Annotated in this window: 15 protein-coding genes; 3 read left to right on the top strand and 12 right to left on the bottom strand. The window is 64.9% G+C overall.

Translation table 11 applies throughout. The features are described from left to right. Positions 1-73: 73 nt before the first annotated feature. Positions 74-1543 (bottom strand): RsmB/NOP family class I SAM-dependent RNA methyltransferase, encoded by a 1470-nt coding sequence (locus ACXR2T_RS09730; protein ID WP_458815521.1) that lies wholly within the window; start codon positions 1541-1543, stop codon positions 74-76. Next, entirely contained in the window at positions 1540-2472 is a 933-nt protein-coding gene (locus ACXR2T_RS09725) for a methionyl-tRNA formyltransferase (RefSeq protein ID WP_458839212.1), read from the bottom strand. The genes ACXR2T_RS09730 and ACXR2T_RS09725 overlap by 4 nt, the downstream gene beginning before the upstream one ends. Positions 2473-2668: 196 nt before the next feature. Here ACXR2T_RS09725 and trpB point away from each other — a divergent pair, with 196 nt between their 5' ends. Beyond that, entirely contained in the window at positions 2669-3892 is a 1224-nt protein-coding gene (gene trpB / locus ACXR2T_RS09720) for a tryptophan synthase subunit beta (RefSeq protein ID WP_458839211.1), read from the top strand. 41 nt (positions 3893-3933) lie between these two features. Here trpB and ACXR2T_RS09715 read toward each other — a convergent pair whose 3' ends face one another. From ACXR2T_RS09715 to ACXR2T_RS09700, 4 genes are all read right to left on the bottom strand, one after another. Next, on the bottom strand, positions 3934-5958 hold the full coding sequence (locus tag ACXR2T_RS09715; RefSeq protein ID WP_458839210.1) for a primosomal protein N' family DNA-binding protein: 2025 nt from the start codon (positions 5956-5958) through the stop codon (positions 3934-3936). Between the two features lie 20 nt (positions 5959-5978). Next, positions 5979-7172, bottom strand: coding sequence for a methionine adenosyltransferase (gene metK / locus ACXR2T_RS09710; protein ID WP_458815513.1), 1194 nt, complete (start codon positions 7170-7172; stop codon positions 5979-5981). Positions 7173-7314: 142 nt separating this feature from the next. After that, positions 7315-7635: a DNA-directed RNA polymerase subunit omega gene (gene rpoZ / locus ACXR2T_RS09705; RefSeq protein WP_458815511.1), complete on the bottom strand. Its 321-nt coding sequence runs from the start codon at positions 7633-7635 to the stop codon at positions 7315-7317. A gap of 104 nt (positions 7636-7739) precedes the next feature. Continuing rightward, positions 7740-8384, bottom strand: a complete 645-nt coding sequence (locus tag ACXR2T_RS09700) for a DUF8185 domain-containing protein (protein WP_458815509.1) — start codon at positions 8382-8384, stop codon at positions 7740-7742. 82 nt (positions 8385-8466) lie between these two features. Between ACXR2T_RS09700 and ACXR2T_RS09695 the strand changes: the two genes are divergently transcribed. Next, positions 8467-9333: an acyl-CoA thioesterase gene (locus ACXR2T_RS09695; protein ID WP_458839208.1), complete on the top strand. Its 867-nt coding sequence runs from the start codon at positions 8467-8469 to the stop codon at positions 9331-9333. A 49-nt stretch (positions 9334-9382) separates the two neighbouring features. Here the strand turns inward: ACXR2T_RS09695 and ACXR2T_RS09690 are convergent, their stop codons facing one another. The 3 genes from ACXR2T_RS09690 to ACXR2T_RS09680 form a co-directional block, all read right to left on the bottom strand. Continuing rightward, positions 9383-9850, bottom strand: coding sequence for an acyl-CoA thioesterase (locus ACXR2T_RS09690; RefSeq protein ID WP_458815505.1), 468 nt, complete (start codon positions 9848-9850; stop codon positions 9383-9385). A gap of 93 nt (positions 9851-9943) precedes the next feature. Next, on the bottom strand, positions 9944-11626 hold the full coding sequence (gene ettA, locus ACXR2T_RS09685) for an energy-dependent translational throttle protein EttA (protein WP_458815503.1): 1683 nt from the start codon (positions 11624-11626) through the stop codon (positions 9944-9946). 146 nt (positions 11627-11772) lie between these two features. Then, positions 11773-12303: a DUF6993 domain-containing protein gene (locus ACXR2T_RS09680; protein ID WP_458839206.1), complete on the bottom strand. Its 531-nt coding sequence runs from the start codon at positions 12301-12303 to the stop codon at positions 11773-11775. A 238-nt stretch (positions 12304-12541) separates the two neighbouring features. Between ACXR2T_RS09680 and ACXR2T_RS09675 the strand changes: the two genes are divergently transcribed. After that, the gene (locus ACXR2T_RS09675) at positions 12542-13093 is read left to right on the top strand and encodes a single-stranded DNA-binding protein (RefSeq protein WP_458815499.1); all 552 of its coding nucleotides are present in this window, start codon (positions 12542-12544) and stop codon (positions 13091-13093) included. Positions 13094-13116: 23 nt separating this feature from the next. Here ACXR2T_RS09675 and msrA read toward each other — a convergent pair whose 3' ends face one another. From msrA to ACXR2T_RS09660, 3 genes are all read right to left on the bottom strand, one after another. Continuing rightward, entirely contained in the window at positions 13117-13641 is a 525-nt protein-coding gene (gene msrA, locus ACXR2T_RS09670; protein WP_458815606.1) for a peptide-methionine (S)-S-oxide reductase MsrA, read from the bottom strand. After that, on the bottom strand, positions 13641-14489 hold the full coding sequence (gene nadE, locus ACXR2T_RS09665) for an NAD(+) synthase (RefSeq protein WP_458815497.1): 849 nt from the start codon (positions 14487-14489) through the stop codon (positions 13641-13643). Before nadE ends, msrA begins: the two co-directional genes overlap by 1 nt. A gap of 210 nt (positions 14490-14699) precedes the next feature. Beyond that, positions 14700-17024, bottom strand: a complete 2325-nt coding sequence (locus ACXR2T_RS09660; protein WP_458839204.1) for an HNH endonuclease signature motif containing protein — start codon at positions 17022-17024, stop codon at positions 14700-14702. Positions 17025-17180 lie beyond the last annotated feature (156 nt).

Genomic DNA, 17180 nt, shown 5'->3' with positions numbered 1-17180 from the left:
CACACGACGGGCCCGGCAGCAATGCCGGGCCCGTCGTGTTTATTTTTGCGCCGGATCGCCCGGCGCCGCGCAACTACCGCGTGAAGAGCGCAATAAACATTGCGTCGGTGCCGTGGCGATGCGGCCACAACTGCACGCTGAGTTCGTCACCCGCGAGATCGATGTCTCCGCGCGCGAGAGTTGACACGGTCTGGCGCGCGTCGAGCTCCCGCAGGCCCTCGTGCCTGGCGAGCAGCCTGTCGACGCCCGCCCGAGTCTCGGCGAGGTGCGGTGAACACGTCACATAGGCGAGTACCCCGCCGGGCTTCAGGTGTGCCACAGCGGCATCGAGCAGGTCGGCCTGCAGCTGTGTCAGCTCGGGCAGGTCGCTCGGTTGTTTGCGCCAGCGCGCCTCGGGCCTGCGCCGCAGCGCCCCGAGCCCTGAACACGGCGCGTCAACGAGAATTCGGTCGAACTCTTCGCCACCGTACGCTTCGTCTCGGCGGCCATCAAAGGAGACAACCTCTACCGTGTCGGCGACCGCTTCGACCGAGCTGCGCACGAGCTGGGCGCGATGCGGCGCCACCTCGTTCGCACGCACCGTCGCCCCAGCTGCCCGCGCCTCGGCTCCGAGCAGCGCACTCTTGCCGCCTGGGCCAGCGCACAGGTCGAGCCAGCGCTCGCCCGATGCGATCGGCCGCGCGCGGCTGAGCGCGAGAGCGGCGAGCTGTGAGCCCTGGTCTTGCACACGAAGTGCCCCCTCCGGGAGCCCCGCCGCCGCGATCGCGCGCGCCGGGTCTCCGCCCGCCAGCGTGTAGCCGACGGGCGAGAAACCAGACGCCACGATGACCGCATCGCCTTCTGGCCCGTGCTGCCTCTCGAGGTCTGCGCTCTCGCCGAACCCGGGCAGTAGTGCCAGGTTCACAAGCGGGGCGATATTGTCGGCTTCCAGCAGCGCCGGCAGTTCATCGCCGCGCCCCTCAGCTTTGAGCGCTGCGCGCAGCGCACGCAACACCCAGGCGGGGTGGGAGGTTTGGGCGGCGAGCGCTTGGTCCTTCGACGACGCCCCGGCCGCGATGCGCTCATCCCACTCCTCCGGTGCGACGCGGCCCACCGCGCGCAGTACACCGTTGACGAAGCCCGCGCCGCCGGGCGAAGCCACGAGGCGCTGCAGTTCAACGCTCTCGTTGACGGCCGCGTGTGAGGCTGTGCGCATGCCGAGCAGCTGGTGCACACCCAGGCGCAACACGTTGAGCGTACGCGGATCTACCTGTGCAACCTCACGGGCTGACGCAAGTTCAATAATGCGGTCGTATCGGCCGCGCCAGCGCAGCGTACCCGCTACTAACTCGGTGACGAGCCCCGCGTCGCGGTGATCAAGGCCCGCCTCACGAATACGTGCAGGCAGGGCGAGGTTCGCAAAAGCTTCGCGTTCGGTCACGTCCCGCAACACATCGTAGGCGGCGAGCCTTGCGGGTGACACCCGCGGCTTGCCCTGTTGACGTTTGGGCTGGCGACGCTGCGAATGCTGCTGTTGGCGCTGTGAGCGCTGCTCGCCGCTCATGCGATCACCGCGCTTCCGCCGCGGCCACGCAGCCAGTCGGCAGCAGCCATCGCGGGCTTACCCGCGGGCTGTACCCGCACGAGCTCGAGCGCTCCGTCAGTCAGCTGTAGCAGTACGCGGCCAGCGACGTGGGTCACTGATCCGGCGCGCAAACCCGACGCCGCAGCTGCCTCACCGGCCCCTGGCGCCGGGCGCAGCTCGTGGAGCTTGAGCGGCGCGTCGTCGTGCAGTGCATAGGCGCCGGGCTCTGGCGTCATGCCAGCCCACTGCGCCAATACCTCGGCCGTGCCGCGCGCGAGATCCAGCTTGCCGTCTTCGCGGGTGAGTTTGTGCGCGTAGCTCGTCTCTCCCTGCTGCGGTACCCCGGCCGCGGGGTCGTGCGCAAGAGCCGTAATCGCTTCAAGCAGGGCGCTCGTACCAAACTGCGAAAGCTGGGTGAGTGCCTCGCCTGCACTCGTGCCTGGCGCGAACTCGTGAGCGTCGCGGCTGAGCACGTCGCCCGCGTCGAGCGCCGCCACAAGCCTGAAAGCGGTGACCGAGAGCGTCTGCTCCCCGGCGGCGAGCGCACGCTGCACGGGCGCCGCGCCGCGCCAACGAGGCAGGTCCGAGAAGTGGAGGTTGATCCAGCCGAGAGTGGGCAAGCTCAAGAGCGGCTCGCGCACGAGGCCGCCGTACGCGACGATCACGCCGAGCTCGGCGTGCAGTTCACGCGCCCACGCGAGGGCAGCGTCGTCGAGCCTGTTGGCTTTGAACACGGGCAGCCCGAGTTCTTCGGCGGCGAGCGCGACTGGTGAGGGGGTGAGTACGCGCTTGCGCCCGAGTGGGGCGTCTTCTCGTGTAATGACGCCCGCAATGTCGTGCCCGTGCGCTGCGAGCGCACGCAGGCTGGGCACGGCGAACTCTGGGGTTCCGGCAAAAATGATCCGCATGGTTCTATTCTCTCAGGGCGGCAGTGCGTCAATGTGCTGGTACACTCAGCGACATGCATGCAGCGAGCCTCACCACCGTGAATTTTTGGTGGACCGTCTGAGGACGGTCTAGGCACGCAGCTGCATTTCCGACACCGCCTCTCGCTGGGCGGTGTTTTTTCGTCTCGAGTGGCGCAATGAAGCAAAGGATCCTTACATGTCACACTCTGATTCGCTCTCTCCCTACCGCGCGAACGCCGAGGGCTTTTTCGGTGAGTACGGCGGGGCGGCGCTGCCACCGCATCTCGCTGGCCCCATGGCCGAGGTCGCTGCGGCCTATGAGGAGGCCTCGGCTGACCCGCAGTTTCAAGACGAGTTGCAGGCGCTGCTTGCCAAGTATGTCGGCCGGCCGTCGCTCTTGTACTTCGCCCGAAACCTCACGAACGAGCTCGGCGGTGCCCGCGTGTACTTCAAGCGCGAAGACCTCAACCACACGGGCGCGCACAAGATTAACCACTGTTTGGGTGAGGCGCTGCTCGCAAAGCGCATGGGCAAGAAGAAGCTGATCGCTGAGACGGGGGCAGGCCAGCACGGTGTGGCACTCGCGACGGCGGCAGCGCTCGTGGGCCTCGAGTGCGAGATTCACATGGGTGCGATTGACGTGGCGAAGCAGCACCCCAACGTGGTGCGCATGGAGCTGCTCGGCGCAAAGGTCGTGTCGGTTGAAGAGGGAGGCCGCTCGCTCAAGGAGGCCGTCGATTCTGCGTTCGGTGTGTACGCGGCGGCGCCCGACGAGTATTTCTTTGCGATCGGCTCGGTCGTGGGGCCACACCCGTTCCCGTCGATGGTGCGCGACTTTCAATCGGTGGTGGGGCGCGAGGCGCGCGCCCAGATTCTCGAGGCAGAGGGCCGGCTGCCCGACCTGCTGATCGCCTCGGTGGGTGGCGGGTCGAACGCGCTGGGGCTCTTCGACGCGTTTCTCGCCGACGAGGGCGTGCGTGTGATGGGTGTCGAGCCGGGGGGCGAGGGCCTGGAGGGTGACCGTCACGCGGCGACGATGACGCTGGGAACTCCCGGCACCCTGCACGGCATGTTCACGAAGGTGCTGCAGACCGAATCGGGTGAGCCCTCGCCCGTGCACTCGATCGCGTCGGGTCTTGACTACCCCGGTGTGGGCCCGCAGCACGCGCACCTCGAAAGCCTCGGCCGCGCCGAGTACGTGTCGGTGTCGGACTCAGAGACGCTGGCGGCGTTTCAGACGCTGTCGCGGGTGGAGGGAATTATTCCGGCGCTCGAGTCGTCACACGCGATCGCGCAGGTGATCAAGGTCGCGCCCACCATGCCGAAGGACGCGATCATCATCGCGAATCTGTCGGGGCGTGGCGACAAAGACGTGGACTACGTCGCCGAGCTCATCAAACAGCAGCTCGCCGCGGTCTAGGAATTCGCGGTCTAGAAATTCGCGGTCTAGGAATCCGCGGCCTAGGAATCGAATACGCCGCGGTCGTCGAAACGCAAGCGTAGGGCCTCGGGGCGTGCTCGCCCCGGGGCTCGTGCTTTTGTGCGGGCGGAAGCGCCCGCCGCGTCCGCGACGAGCGCGCCCCGCAGCCGCGACGCCACCTCCGCACCGCGAGCGTAGTCGAATCGTACGATGGCGCGCACGAGCCCCGGCGGAGTTTTGCCGGGACCGCCAGCGGGCAGCTGTGTGGGGCCAAGGTGATCTACCCCCGGCATGCCTTGGAGAGCATCGAGCGCCCGGCCCACCTCTGCGTGCCCACCGGTCACGCTCGCCACACGCACCGCCGGCGGATACCTGAGCTGGTGTCTGTCGTGCAGTTCTTGGTGCAGCCACTCTTGGGTGCGGCCGGTCACGAATGCGCGCACGGCGGGACCGCCGCCTGCCGCGAGCAGGCAGTGCCCGTCGGGGGCCGCGAGCGCCGCCGCGTTCTCCCACCAGCGCACGCAGTCCTCGGCCGAGCGCAGCGATTCTCGCGAGAGCAGCCGCTCGGCGTCGAGCAGCACGACCGCACGGTACCCGCCCGCCGCGAGCGGCTCGGCCCCGCGGGTTGCTACAACGAGTGCGGGCCTCGCGTCAACGCGTTCACGCGCGTGTTCGCCATCACTCAGAAGTATGCGGGCGCCCGCGAACTGTCGTTCGAACTGTTCGACTGTGCGCTCTGACCCCATGCCACGTTCGACGAGATACCGGCCGTTGCACTCGCTGCAGTGCCAGGTGGCGGCGTTCGTGCCACACCAGCGGCACGCCGCGCGTTGCGCCGAACGAAACCCGATGGGCCCCTGGCAGGCCAGGCATCGGGCAAGCTCACCACAGTCGTGGCAGGCCGCTATCGGCGCGTAGCCCGGGGTCGCCACCTGCACGAGCACAGGCCCGGACTGCAGCGCTTCTCGGATGGTACGCGCTGCGATCTCGGGCACGCGACCCGCAAATGCGTCGGGCGTCATCGCAGCATCGGCGTGCAGAATGCGTGTGCGCTTGGGTGGGTTCTGCTGGGCCCGCACATACCCGATGTCGATGAGGCGCTGCACCTCGGCGCTGCGGGCGTGGGCGCCAAAGAACAGCCCGGCTCCGGCCTGCCCTGCACGCACGAGCGCCGAGTCTCGCGCGTGCACGTACGGTGCGAGCGGCTCGGCAAGCACGGGATCACCATCGTCCCACAGCAGGATCGCGCCGAGCGCGTGCGCGGGGGCGTAGACCGCTGAGCGGTTGCCGACGATGATGCGCGGTTCGTGGTCGAGGGCGCGCAAGAACCCGGCGTAGCGCTCGCCGTTTGACTGCCGCGAGTCGACGCGCACCACGTCTTCGTGCCCGAGCGCGGCGAGCGCATCGCGCAACTGGTCGAGGTCGCGCCAATCGGGCACGGCACAGATCACGCTGCGCCCCGCCTCGTACACCGCCATGGCGATGCGGGCGTACTGCGCTGCCCACCCGCCCACCCACTCGCCCGTGTGTAACCGTTCGGGGCCGTGGGAGGCGGTGAGCGCAAGCCTCGCGCCCGTAAGCAGCTCGTGCGCGATCACTTCTTCTGCACTGGGCTCACGATCGAGCGTGACCGGGGCAGTCTCTGGCTCCGGATCCCCCTCGGCCGGCACCTCAGCAATGTGCTGTTTCTCGACCCGCACCATGCGCTGCGGAATCGCGAGACGCAAAATGTCGCCCGCCGAGCCGCCCGCCCGGTCAGCGACCGCGCGGGCCACCCGCCACACCTCAGGGGTGAGGAGCGGCACCGGAGACACGATGTCGGCGATGGGGGCGAGTTCGCCGCCAAACTCGCTGCGCTCGGCAAACTCGATGACGTAGCCAAAGCTCTTGCGATCCTTCGACCGAAACGGCACCCTCACCCGGTGCCCCACCCGCAGCTTGTCGTGCAGCTCGGCAGGTACCGCGTAATCAAACAGGTGGTCGAGCTGTGGGAGCGCCGAATCGAGCAGCACACGAGCGACCCTGCGTTCCCCCGGCTGCTCGGCTTCTTCGATTCCGGCGCTCACCACACTCCCTTTATTTGACGCTAGACGCCCGCAGCGGCACGCAGCTCGGCGACGCGGGGCGTTGCCTCCCACGTAAACTCGGGCAGTTCACGGCCGAAGTGTCCGTACGCACTTGTCGCAGCATAGATGGGGCGCAGCAGTGCGAGGTCACGAATAATCGCGAGCGGGCGCAGATCAAAGACCTCACGTACGGCAGCTTCGATGCGCTCGCGCGGTACCGTTTCGGTGCCGAATGTTTCGACGTACAGCCCCACCGGGTGGGCGCGGCCAATCGCGTACGCCACCTGCAGCTCGGCACGCTTCGCGAGCCCCGCCCGCACAACGTGCTTAGCTACCCAGCGCATCGCGTAGGCGGCCGAGCGGTCGACCTTTGAGGGGTCCTTACCGCTAAAGGCACCGCCGCCGTGACGGCTCGTGCCGCCGTAGGTGTCGATGATGATCTTGCGACCGGTGAGACCGGCGTCGCCCATCGGGCCACCAATCACAAACGGGCCTGCCGGGTTAATGAAGATGTCGGCGTGATCGCTCAAGAGATCGACCCGGCCGAGCACGGGGCGAATGACCTCGCGCTCAATGACCTCGCGCAGCGCAGGCTGTGAGATGTCGGCGTGGTGCTGTGTCGAGAGCACGATCGCTTCTACGCTTGCGGCGCGATCGCCGTCGTAACCGATCGTGACCTGCGTTTTACCATCGGGGCGCAGCTCGGGCACGATGCCCGCTTTGCGCACCTCGGTGAGGCGTTCTGCCATGCGGTGGGCGATCCAGTTGGGCAGCGGGTGCAGCTCGGGGGTCTCGTCCGTGGCATAGCCAAACATGATCCCCTGGTCGCCCGCGCCCTGTGCGCTGAGCGGATCAACTTCTTCCGCTGATGTGCGTACCTCGAGCGACGAATCCACACCGCCCGCGATGTCGGGCGACTGCTGCCCGATCGACACCGAGATGCCACATGACGCGGCGTCAAATCCCATCTCGGAGCTGGTGTACCCAATGTCGCGGATCGCCTCGCGCACGATCTGCGGGATCTCGACGTAGCCGCTGGTAGACACTTCGCCCGCCACGTGTACGAGCCCTGTCGTGACCATCGTCTCGACCGCGACGCGGGCGCCCGTGTCTTGCTCGATCATTGCGTCGAGAATCGAGTCAGAGATGCGGTCGCAAATCTTGTCGGGGTGCCCTTCGGTAACGGACTCAGAGGTGAACTGGCGCAGTGGCACGGGGGCTCCTAGCAGTGCGAGCGAAAAATGAACGTGGGAAAACAGCGGTGGCGCCGGATCCCTCCAATAAGGGTATCCGACGCCACCGACATCGCTGCTTTCGCGGCGAAGTGTTACTTCGTGCAGGCGAACCTGCGTACGATTACGCTTCTTCGCCAGCCTCGAGGGCTTCGTCAGCAAGCTCATCGTCTTCAAGCTCAGCGAGATCTGATTCCTCGATGGGCTTCATTTCAAGCTTGCCCTCGACGATCTCGTGCAACGCGATCGACAGCGGCTTGTCATCGACCGACGAGTCGACGAGCGGCCCGACGTTATCGAACAGGTTGCCATCGTGCAGATCCGTGTAGTAGTCGTTGATCTGGCGGGCGCGCTGTGAAGCGAACACCACCAGCGCGTACTTAGAATCCACCTTTTCGAGCAGATCGTCGATCGGCGGGTCGATGATGCCGTTGGGGTTGGCCATGTACACACTCCTCTAGTAGACCTTTCTATCTTACCCGAGGAATGCTGCCAGTGGGGCGCGGCCGACTTTTAGGCCGGGCCCCGCCGATCCGGAGCGCGTGAATGCTAGCCCAGAAGCGACCGAATCACGACGTGGCCGCGGCCCGTAGACACCCGTGTCCAGGTGAGGGTGCGCGTGACGCGCGCAGGCTCCTCCCCCAAGAAACCCAGCGCCTCAGCTGCGAAGGCGGCAGCAGCGGGCACACCCGGGGCCACTTCGGCCCCCCACACCGACGCGCGCACCTTATGCACGACGGCCTCGCCGGGGTCCTGCGGCAGCGCTTCGGCAACCCGCGCGATTCCTGCCTCGGCGACGGCGCTGAGTGACGAGGCGTCGATCGCGCCGGCAGGCTCCCATCCGGCAGCGGGGGGCAGTACGCCCGTCCAGGCCGCCATCGCGGGCACGTCGGGCAGCTCGAGCGCAAGCCCGATGATGCCTAGCCGAGCGATGCGATCGAGCAGCGCGCGCCCCTGCACCGTGACGTCGATGGGCGTCTCGGGCGTGTGAGCGAGCGCAAAGGCGCGCATGACGAGCACGACGGGCACCGAATCCGTGATGCCCATGGGGGCCTGCGTGCAGCCGTATACCGCGAGCACACCGCCGCGGGTCACCATGCGCACCTCGGGCTTACCCGCCCGCTGCAAACGTTCGAGAAAGATGCGCAGGTCGTCGCGCGTGGCATGGTCTAGGAGAGCGAGTGTGGCGGCCATCCCACGAGCCTACCGGGGCGACCTGCGCTGAAAGCGCGCTAGTGTTGAGGCACCGCCCGTGCAACCCACTCAGGAGGACTCAATGACCGCGTTTCCAGACCTGCTCGCGATGCTTTCGGTGCTCGATTCGGGCGCTAGAACGACCGAGGATATTCTGACGGGGCCCGCATTTCCCACCCCGCACGGTCGGTCGTTTGGTGGCCAGGTGCTCGGGCAGGCGATCTCGGCGGCAGGCACCACTGTGCCCGAAGACCGCCAGATTCATTCGATGCACGGCTACTTCTTGCGCCCGGGCAACAGCGAAGAGCGCATGACCTTTGAGGTCGCAAGGCTCTATGACGGGCGTTCGTTCTCGACACGCCGCGTACAGGCCTACCAGGGCGGCGACGTCTTGATGTCGATGATCTCGTCGTTTCAGGAAGACGACCCCGGGGTCGAACACCAGGAACCGATCGACCTGTCTGACGTGCCCGACCCCGAGTCGCTTCCGAGTGTGTGGGAGAAGTATGGCCACCTCGCTGGCGACGGCCGGGCCTCTTGGGTGATGAATCGCCCATTCGATTTTCGCTACGTCGAGTCAGACATCATCTTGCGCGTGCCCGAGCGCACCAACACGCAGCGGGTGTGGATGCGCAGTCGCGATACCTTCGACGCGTCAGCGCTCTTGAACGCCGCAGCGCTCGCGTTTGGTAGCGACTACTTGCTCCTTGAGCCCGTCGCACGCCAGCACGGTATCCCCTGGGCCACTCCCGGTATGCGCGCAGCGAGTCTTGACCACGCGATGTGGTTTCACCGGCCGTTTCGTGTCGACGAGTGGCTGCTCTACGAACTCGAGTCACCGACTTCGCAGGGCGGCCGCGGCCTCGCCACGGGCCGGTTCTACGATCGCGATGGTGCGCTCGTTGCGAGCGTTGCGCAAGAGAGCATGTTCCGCGTTCCCGAGGCGTAGGGCACGGGCAGCGTGTAGCGCGTGCCGCTCGTGTGCCGACGTAGGCGCGCTAGGCGCGCCGCATCGACACCGGCGCGTCACACCACGGCTCAACGGCGGCGCGCCCCGCTTCAGACAGCCGGATCGGGCGCATTGTCTCGCCATCGACGATGACGATGTGGGAGATCGCCTTTGCGACCACCGTGCGCTCGGAGTGCGCACCGTCGATGATCTCGTAGTGCACTTCAAGGCTCGAACCACCGAGTTTACCCACCCAGAGCTCGACGGTGATCGGCTGCGCCGAATACTCAAGTACGCGAGCGTACTCGATCGTTTGGCTGGCCACGAGCATTTTGGGACCTAACGGGTCGCCACCACGAAAATGCTGCTCCATGCCGGTCTTCTCACGCCCTGAACCGAGCCAGAAAGTGCGCACGCGTGCTTCTTCAAGGAACCGCGCAAAAGCAACATTGTTCACGTGCCCGTAGGCGTCCTGGTCGCCCCAGCGCAGCTCCATGTCAATGTGTGTGCGAGCCATGGGTAATACCTCTTCTCGTGCCGCGAGTTCAAAACGAAACGCCACGGGCGCGGCTCCCCGTGTCTACAGGAGGAGCCGCGCCCGTGAGCGATATTAGTCGCGTGTGAGCTTGCGGTAAGTCGCGCGCGACGGCTTCGCAGCGTCGGCGCCGAGCCGCTCGACCTTGTTCTGCTCGTACGCTTCGAAGTTACCCTCGAACCAGTACCAGCTCGAAGGATTCTCCTCGGTGCCCTCATACGCGAGAATGTGAGTCGCGATCCGGTCCAGGAACCAACGATCGTGCGTAATGACCACAGCACAGCCGGGGTACTCCAGGAGCGCGTTCTCAAGGCTCGTGAGGGTTTCAACATCGAGGTCGTTCGTGGGCTCATCGAGCAGCAACAGGTTGCCGCCCTGCTTGAGCGTGAGCGCGAGGTTCAATCGGTTGCGCTCACCACCAGAGAGCACACCAGCAGGCTTCTGCTGATCCGGGCCCTTAAAACCAAACGTCGAAACATACGCGCGCGACGGGATCTCGACGTTGCCGACCTGAATGTAGTCGAGACCGTCAGATACGACCTCCCAGACGGTCTTCTTGGGGTCGATGCCGCCACGAGTCTGGTCGACGTAGCTGAGCTTGACGGTCTCGCCAATCTTCAGGTCGCCGCCGTCGAGCGGCTCAATGCCCACGATCGTCTTGAACAGCGTTGTTTTACCCACACCGTTCGGACCAATGATGCCGACGATGCCGTTGCGAGGCAGCGTGAAGGAGAGCCCGTCGATGAGCGTACGCCCGTCGAAACCCTTATTCAGGTTCTTGGCCTCGAGCACCAGATTGCCCAGGCGCGGGCCTGCGGGAATCTGAATGTCCTCGAAGTCCAACTTACGAGTGCGCTCGGCTTCGGCAGCCATCTCTTCGTAGCGCGCCAGACGCGCCTTCGACTTGGCCTGGCGGCCCTTAGCGCTCGACCGAACCCACTCGAGTTCTTCCTTCAGGCGCTTCTGCAGCTTCTGGTCCTTCTTGCCCTGCACCTCCAGGCGCGCGGCCTTCTGCTCGAGGTACGTGGTGTAGTTGCCCTCGTACGGGTACAGACGACCGCGGTCGACCTCACAGATCCAGGTGGCAACGTGGTCTAGGAAGTAACGATCGTGCGTCACCGCCATGACAGCGCCCGGATACTTCGCGAGGTGCTGCTCAAGCCACAGCACACTCTCGGCGTCAAGGTGGTTCGTGGGCTCATCGAGCAGCAGCAGATCTGGCTTCTCAAGCAGCAGCTTGCAGAGTGCGACTCGGCGTTTCTCGCCGCCCGAAAGGTTCTTAACGATCGCGTCAGACGGCGGGCAGCGCAGCGCGTCCATCGCCTGTTCGAGCTGACCTTCAAGCTCCCAGCCGTCGACAGCGTCGATGGCTTCTTGCAGCTCACCCATTTCGGGGAGCAGCTTGTCGTAGTCTGCGTCGGGGTTCGCCATCTCGGCCGAGATCTCGTTGAACCGGTCAAGCTTGCCCTTGATGTCTGCGACGCCCTGCTCGACGTTGGCGAGCACGGTTGCCTCTTCGTCAAGCTCGGGCTCCTGCATCAGGATGCCAACGGTGAAACCGGGCGTAAGGTGCGCCTCGCCGTTCGACGGCGTGTCGAGACCCGCCATGATCTTGAGGATCGTGGACTTACCGGCGCCGTTCGGGCCGACGACGCCAATCTTGGCGCCCGGCAGGAACGCCATCGTAACGTCGTCAAGAATCACCTTGTCGCCGTGCGCCTTGCGCGCGCGAACCATCTGGTAAATGTACTCAGCCATATACTTTTTTTGAGCGCGAAGGCGCCCAGAACTCCCTTATGCAAAGACGGTGTGTTGCAGTTACCTCTACTGTAGTCTGCCTCGCTGGCTGGCTGCTACGGCTTCGCACCGGATCACGCGTCGCACGCTCTTCTTGGAAGCCTGCGCTACCAGGTAATTGGGGCGGTCTCTCCGATCAAGCAGATCGTATTCTCGGGCCCCACCGCAGGCACTGCCTCCGCAACAAAGCTGCGGTCAGAGGTAACCACCTGCCCGACGAGACAGCTGTCTTGCAGCAGCACTGAAACAAAAATGTTGTCGGCTTCGAGACCGGTCTCGGACCGGTCGAAGCTTATCTGCATCACGCTCTTGTCGAAACCGGCCGCAATCACGGCGCGCGAAATTGGCTCCCCTTTGATCGCACCGTCTCCCGCCGCGTAGTCGCGCAGCACTTCGGTGAAGTAGGGCAGGTTCTCCTCTGCTGTGCCGCCGGCAATCAGCTCAGGATCGGTAGCAGGGACCGCGGGGGCTTCGCGCTTCGGCGCTTCGGGCGTCGGCCCTTCCAAGATCGCACATGCGGGGAGCACAGTAACTGCGGCGACAGCGATAGCCAGCGCAGCGTTGCGCAGGCCAATTCGCTCACGCTGTAAGGTAGCGCGCGTCACGCGAGCAGAGCTTTTCTTGGTGCGATGGGTCACGAGTCCAGTCTATGCAGGTTCTGCCAAGGGCCAGCGCATCGACTCGTCCACAGGCTGACCTTTTGCGCGACTTGACAGCATTATCCACAGATTGCTTTTGTGTGGCCTACGCGCACCCCGAATGATGCACGCTAGAGGCGAACGGGGAACCCGGCACCTGCACGGCCCGGGTTTCTCGTTCACCCGGCCCGAGCACCGCCCGGGTTCGCTGAAAACGATTCGCGAAGGAGCGATTCACATGCACACTCAAGTTTGCGTCGTTGGCACGATAGCCACCGACCCGAAGCTCACCCAGACAGCAGGTAAGTCCGCCTTCTGTTCGTTCCGTTTGGCATGCAACGAGCGCCGCTACGACGCTGAGAAGAAAGAGTGGGTCGACACAGAAACGAACTGGTACACGATCAACTCGTTTCGCGGTCTCGCCGAGCATGCGGTGGTCTCATTCAAGAAGGGTGACCGCGTACTCATCAGTGGACGGTTGCGCGTGCGCGACTGGGTCACGCACGACAACAAGTCAGGCACGTCGGCAGTCGTTGAGGCAGACGCGCTCGGACACGACCTGCGGTGGGGCACGACCACTTTCAAACGCATGGCCGCCACCGCTCCGGTCGACGAAACCACACTAGACCAGGCATCGGCGGGAGCCGCTGAAACAGCGGGCTTGGCACAGTCGGCTGAGGCAGCCGAGGCTTCGAACTCGGAATCTAAAGATCAGGCGTTGACACAGAGCGGGTCCGACAGATTCGCCTCCGATGAAGTCTCGACCGCACCCGCTCTGGCGCCGTTCTAACGTTCTGTGCCGCGTGCCAAACCCTAGTTCGTGAGATAGGCGCTAAATTTGGCGCGAATCTTATTGACCTTCGGCACCGCTACAGCGAGACAGTAGCCCTGGGTAGGGTTCTTGGCGAAGAAGTCTTGGTGGTGTTCTTCTGCCGGATACACCGTGCCCAGCGGTTCAATGGTGGTGACGACTTCTGCCGGCCACCAGTCCCGTGCACGGGCACGGGCGGCTTCGAACAGCTCCCGCTGTTCCTCGCTCGCGTAAAACATCGTCGAGCGGTACTGGGGGCCAACGTCGCCGCCCTGTCTGTTGAGCTGTGTGGGGTCGTGCATCGTGAAGTACGCATCGAGAATAATTTCGACGGGCACCACCTCGTCATCGAAGCTGACCGCGACCGCTTCTGCGTGCCCCGTATGGCCGGTGCAGACGGCTTCGTAACTGGGGTCAGGCGTTGAGCCGCCCGTGTAGCACGACAGCACTTCGGTGACACCGCGCAGCGGCCGATATGCCGCGTCCAGACACCAGAAGCAGCCACCCGCGAGTACAAACGTGTGAATCATCGATTTTCCCTCCACCATCCATCATCCGGCGTGACCGGAAGTCTGCGTTTGTGTTCGCTCCCCCGGTATCGCCGTTCCACATTCTCACGTGTATCTGCAGAGACGGGTTCACCCTGCAAGTAGGCATCAAGCTCAGCGTAGGTCACTCCGAGGCTGTCTTCGTCAGCCTGGCCTGGCTCACCGTCGAGAAGGTCAGCCGTTGGAATTTTCTGCCACAGTCGGTCAGGTGCACCGAGCACGCGCAGCATCGCAGCGCCCTGCCCTTTGGTCAGCCCCGCTAGGGGTGTCACGTCGGCTGCTCCGTCACCAAACTTCGTGTAGAACCCCGTCACGGCTTCGGCCGCGTGGTCAGTGCCCAGTACGAGCAGGGCTCGGTCGCCGGCGATGGCGTACTGCGCGATCATGCGCATACGGGCTTTCACATTGCCGCGATTGAAGTCACTGATCTCACCCCCACGAACTGCGACGGCGCCTGATGTTTCGACCGTTGCCGCCAGCGCAGCCGTGGCGGGAGCGATGTCAACGACAACGCTCTCATCAGGTGCGATGAAGTCGAGCGCCAGCTGAGCGTCGGCTTCATCGTGCTGTACGCCGTGCGGCAGTCGCACGGCAACGAAGGTCGCGTCGTGCCCGGCCGCGCGCAGGCGTTCAACCGCGAGTTGGGTAAGCCGGCCAGCGAGCGACGAATCTTGCCCTCCTGAGATGCCCAGCACATAACCCCGAACTCCGGGAATGCTAAGCGCGTAGTCACACAGAAATGCGACTCTGCGTTCAATCTCGGCCGCCGGGTCAATCGTGGCCCGCGCTCCGAGAGCGTTCATAATTTCTTGCTGCCGACTGGTCACAATGACACTCTACTCCGGGCGGCTGAGCCACACAGCGCGCCCGCTCAGGCCACGCCAGAATGCCCAGCAGACCAAGCGAATCAAGCGAATCAAGCGAATCAAGCGAATCAAGCGAATCAAGCGTATCAAGCAGTGGAACTCAGTCAGCGGCGCAGGGATTCACCCCGCGACAAACAATTTGGTGCAGCATTCGTGGGAGTAGTTCAGCGCTTAGAACGGCACAGCTTTATCGCCACCAGGGGTGTCGCCTTCACTGCGTCCGCACTCGTTAGAGTCGGATTCGGATCCGGCGTTGGCGTGCTCCTCGGTATGAGCACCAACGCTAGGTTTCGTAGTGTCACCAGCGTTGTTGTTGGCGGCGTCGTCCCATTCGTGCACCCCGAACGGGTGCTTGCGGGTGTGCTCCTCGGCGAGGGCCTGCACGTCTGGCGGTTCAAGCACGGTACGAAACATCACCCGCGAGGGCGGCTCGGTGAGATACTTGCGGCCTGATGGGAACGTCCACGTGAAGTCACCGTTGTCACTCTGTACGGGGAGGCACCCGCCGTGGTGTTTAATCACGTGGTGACCGCGGCAGGCGGCGCCGACATTAGTGAGCGAGGTGGGGCCGCCATCTTCTGCTGCGACCGTGTGGTCGATGTCGCACCGGTAAATCGGCAGAGTGCACCCCGGGAACCGGCAAGAAGTGTCTCGCGCCGCCAAATTCCGTTTCAGATGGGCCGGCACCCGGTAGCTATCAACTGCGAGAATGTCGCCGACGGTGGTATTGCCGCTGTTCACGGTGCCGCAGCTGCCGCAGATCGTCGTGTCGGTGCTGGTGCTGGTCCCTGTTCCGGTGCCGTCGGTGACGGTGATGATGTCCCAGCTGGGAGTGTCGTGCAGGATTCTTACCGCGGTGTCGGTGTCGATGGGGCCGACTCCCACGAGCTCGGGCTGAAACCCGCGCGTGAGCTCAGCCGTGCGAACGTTGCGCTCGGCTGCAGAGGTGTCAATAGTGTCAGCAGTGCCGGCGGAGCCAGCGGTATCGAGGCGGCCCGTGAGCGACACCGGCACGAGCACCTGTACCCGCGCGGTCACCCGCAACCCGAGCCGCTTTCGCCCTGCCGTGCGGCCCGTACCTGCAACCCCAAAACTCGCACCTGCCATATCGGCGTCGGTCACACCTGTGTCACCCAGATCAGCGTCGATCACACCTGCGCCACCCAGATCAGCGTCGCTCACATCAGCACCGTAGAAGTCTTCATCCGTGAGATCACCATGCGCCAGCAGCGCGACCAGACTATCGGCCCGTGCCTCGCCCAGGGGCCGTTTCAGCGCCGACACCGCGGCCGCCGACAACGGCGTCCCCGCTCCTTCGGCCGCCTGCTTGCCCGCGGCCATGTCGCGTTCTTGCAAGAGTTTCGCGTACTGGGTGACACGATCAAAAATGACGTGCGCCTCAAAACTCGTCACGACGGCCTGCACCTGGCACATGCCGTCATCGAGCTCGACCAGGCGCACATGCCGGTCACGCTTGGCCAGCTGGTGCCGGTCATCAAACGTCACCCCGGCCAGCTTCTCCGCCATCCGCTTCGCCGTCGGAGCCACCTTAGGCGCGGTATCGCGCTTCGCGTGCACCACCAGCGCCCGATCAAGCAGCGCATACCGGCGGGCCGTCTCACGCGCCACCGCGGCCTCATCATAGAGCGCCTCACCAGCGGTCTCACCGTCACCCGTCACACCGTCACCAAGCTCGGCGGCCGTATCGGTAGCCGTCTCGGCGGCAGTTGCGGTGACAGGCGCGCTACTGGAAGTATCGTCAGGGGCTGCCGCGGCAGCGGAGTCCGTGTCGCTGTTTGTAGCGGCGTCAGCTTGAGTGCCGGTTTGGGCGGCTGATTGAGCAGCGGCCTGGTGGCCGATGATGCGGCCAGCGTTCACCAGGCCACGCACATGCTGGTCAGTCACCTCACCCTTCGCAAGCGCACCCAGCATGACCGGGCAGTGGTCCACCGCATCAACGGCATGCGACATGTCGTGACCCACCCGCCCCTCGGGCACCCGCAGCGCGGCCGCGATCTCGGCCCGCACTACCCGGTATGACCGGTCACGCCACACCTGCGCACCCCGCGGAAGCTTAATCACGGGCCGCCCAAACGACTGCCCGTCAGCGCTCGTGCTCGTGCTCGTATCGTCGTCATCGGCGCTGCCGCTCGTGCCAGGCTCAGCTTCCCTGGCGGCGATGCTCGCTCGCACCACCGCTTCGTCGGTCACAAACGCCGGCTGCTCAACCGCAGATGAAGCGCCCGCTGCATCCTCAGCGCCCTCGGTGCCGTCGCCCTCGGCGTCATGACCCTCGGCGCCGGCATCGTCATCTTCGCTCGGCGCGGGCTTGAACGGCCAGTCACCCTCTGCTTCTGCCAGCTTATACGCGTCAGCCAGCAGCACCGTCAGCTCGGCCTGCAGCGCCCGCATGCGCGCAGTGGCCTCCACGACCCGGGAGACCAGGTCGTTCAATCGCCCCCGGTTGGGGCTCTCGACACTGAAAGGATGTTGCATGATTCCATTACAGCAGGGACCTACGACATCACGATTTACCGTCGAAAATACGCGGAAGTTGAGTGTGATTGAGGTGCTGTGGATCCTGCGACTGCGCTCGCAAGCTCGCTCCGCGCAGACCCTATGAGTGTGGGGTTTATAAATAATCGATTACAA

Source organism: Leucobacter faecis, assembly GCF_054456635.2.
Note: the sequence above shows the minus strand (reverse complement) of the source record. Positions and strands in the feature narration are given on the sequence as shown.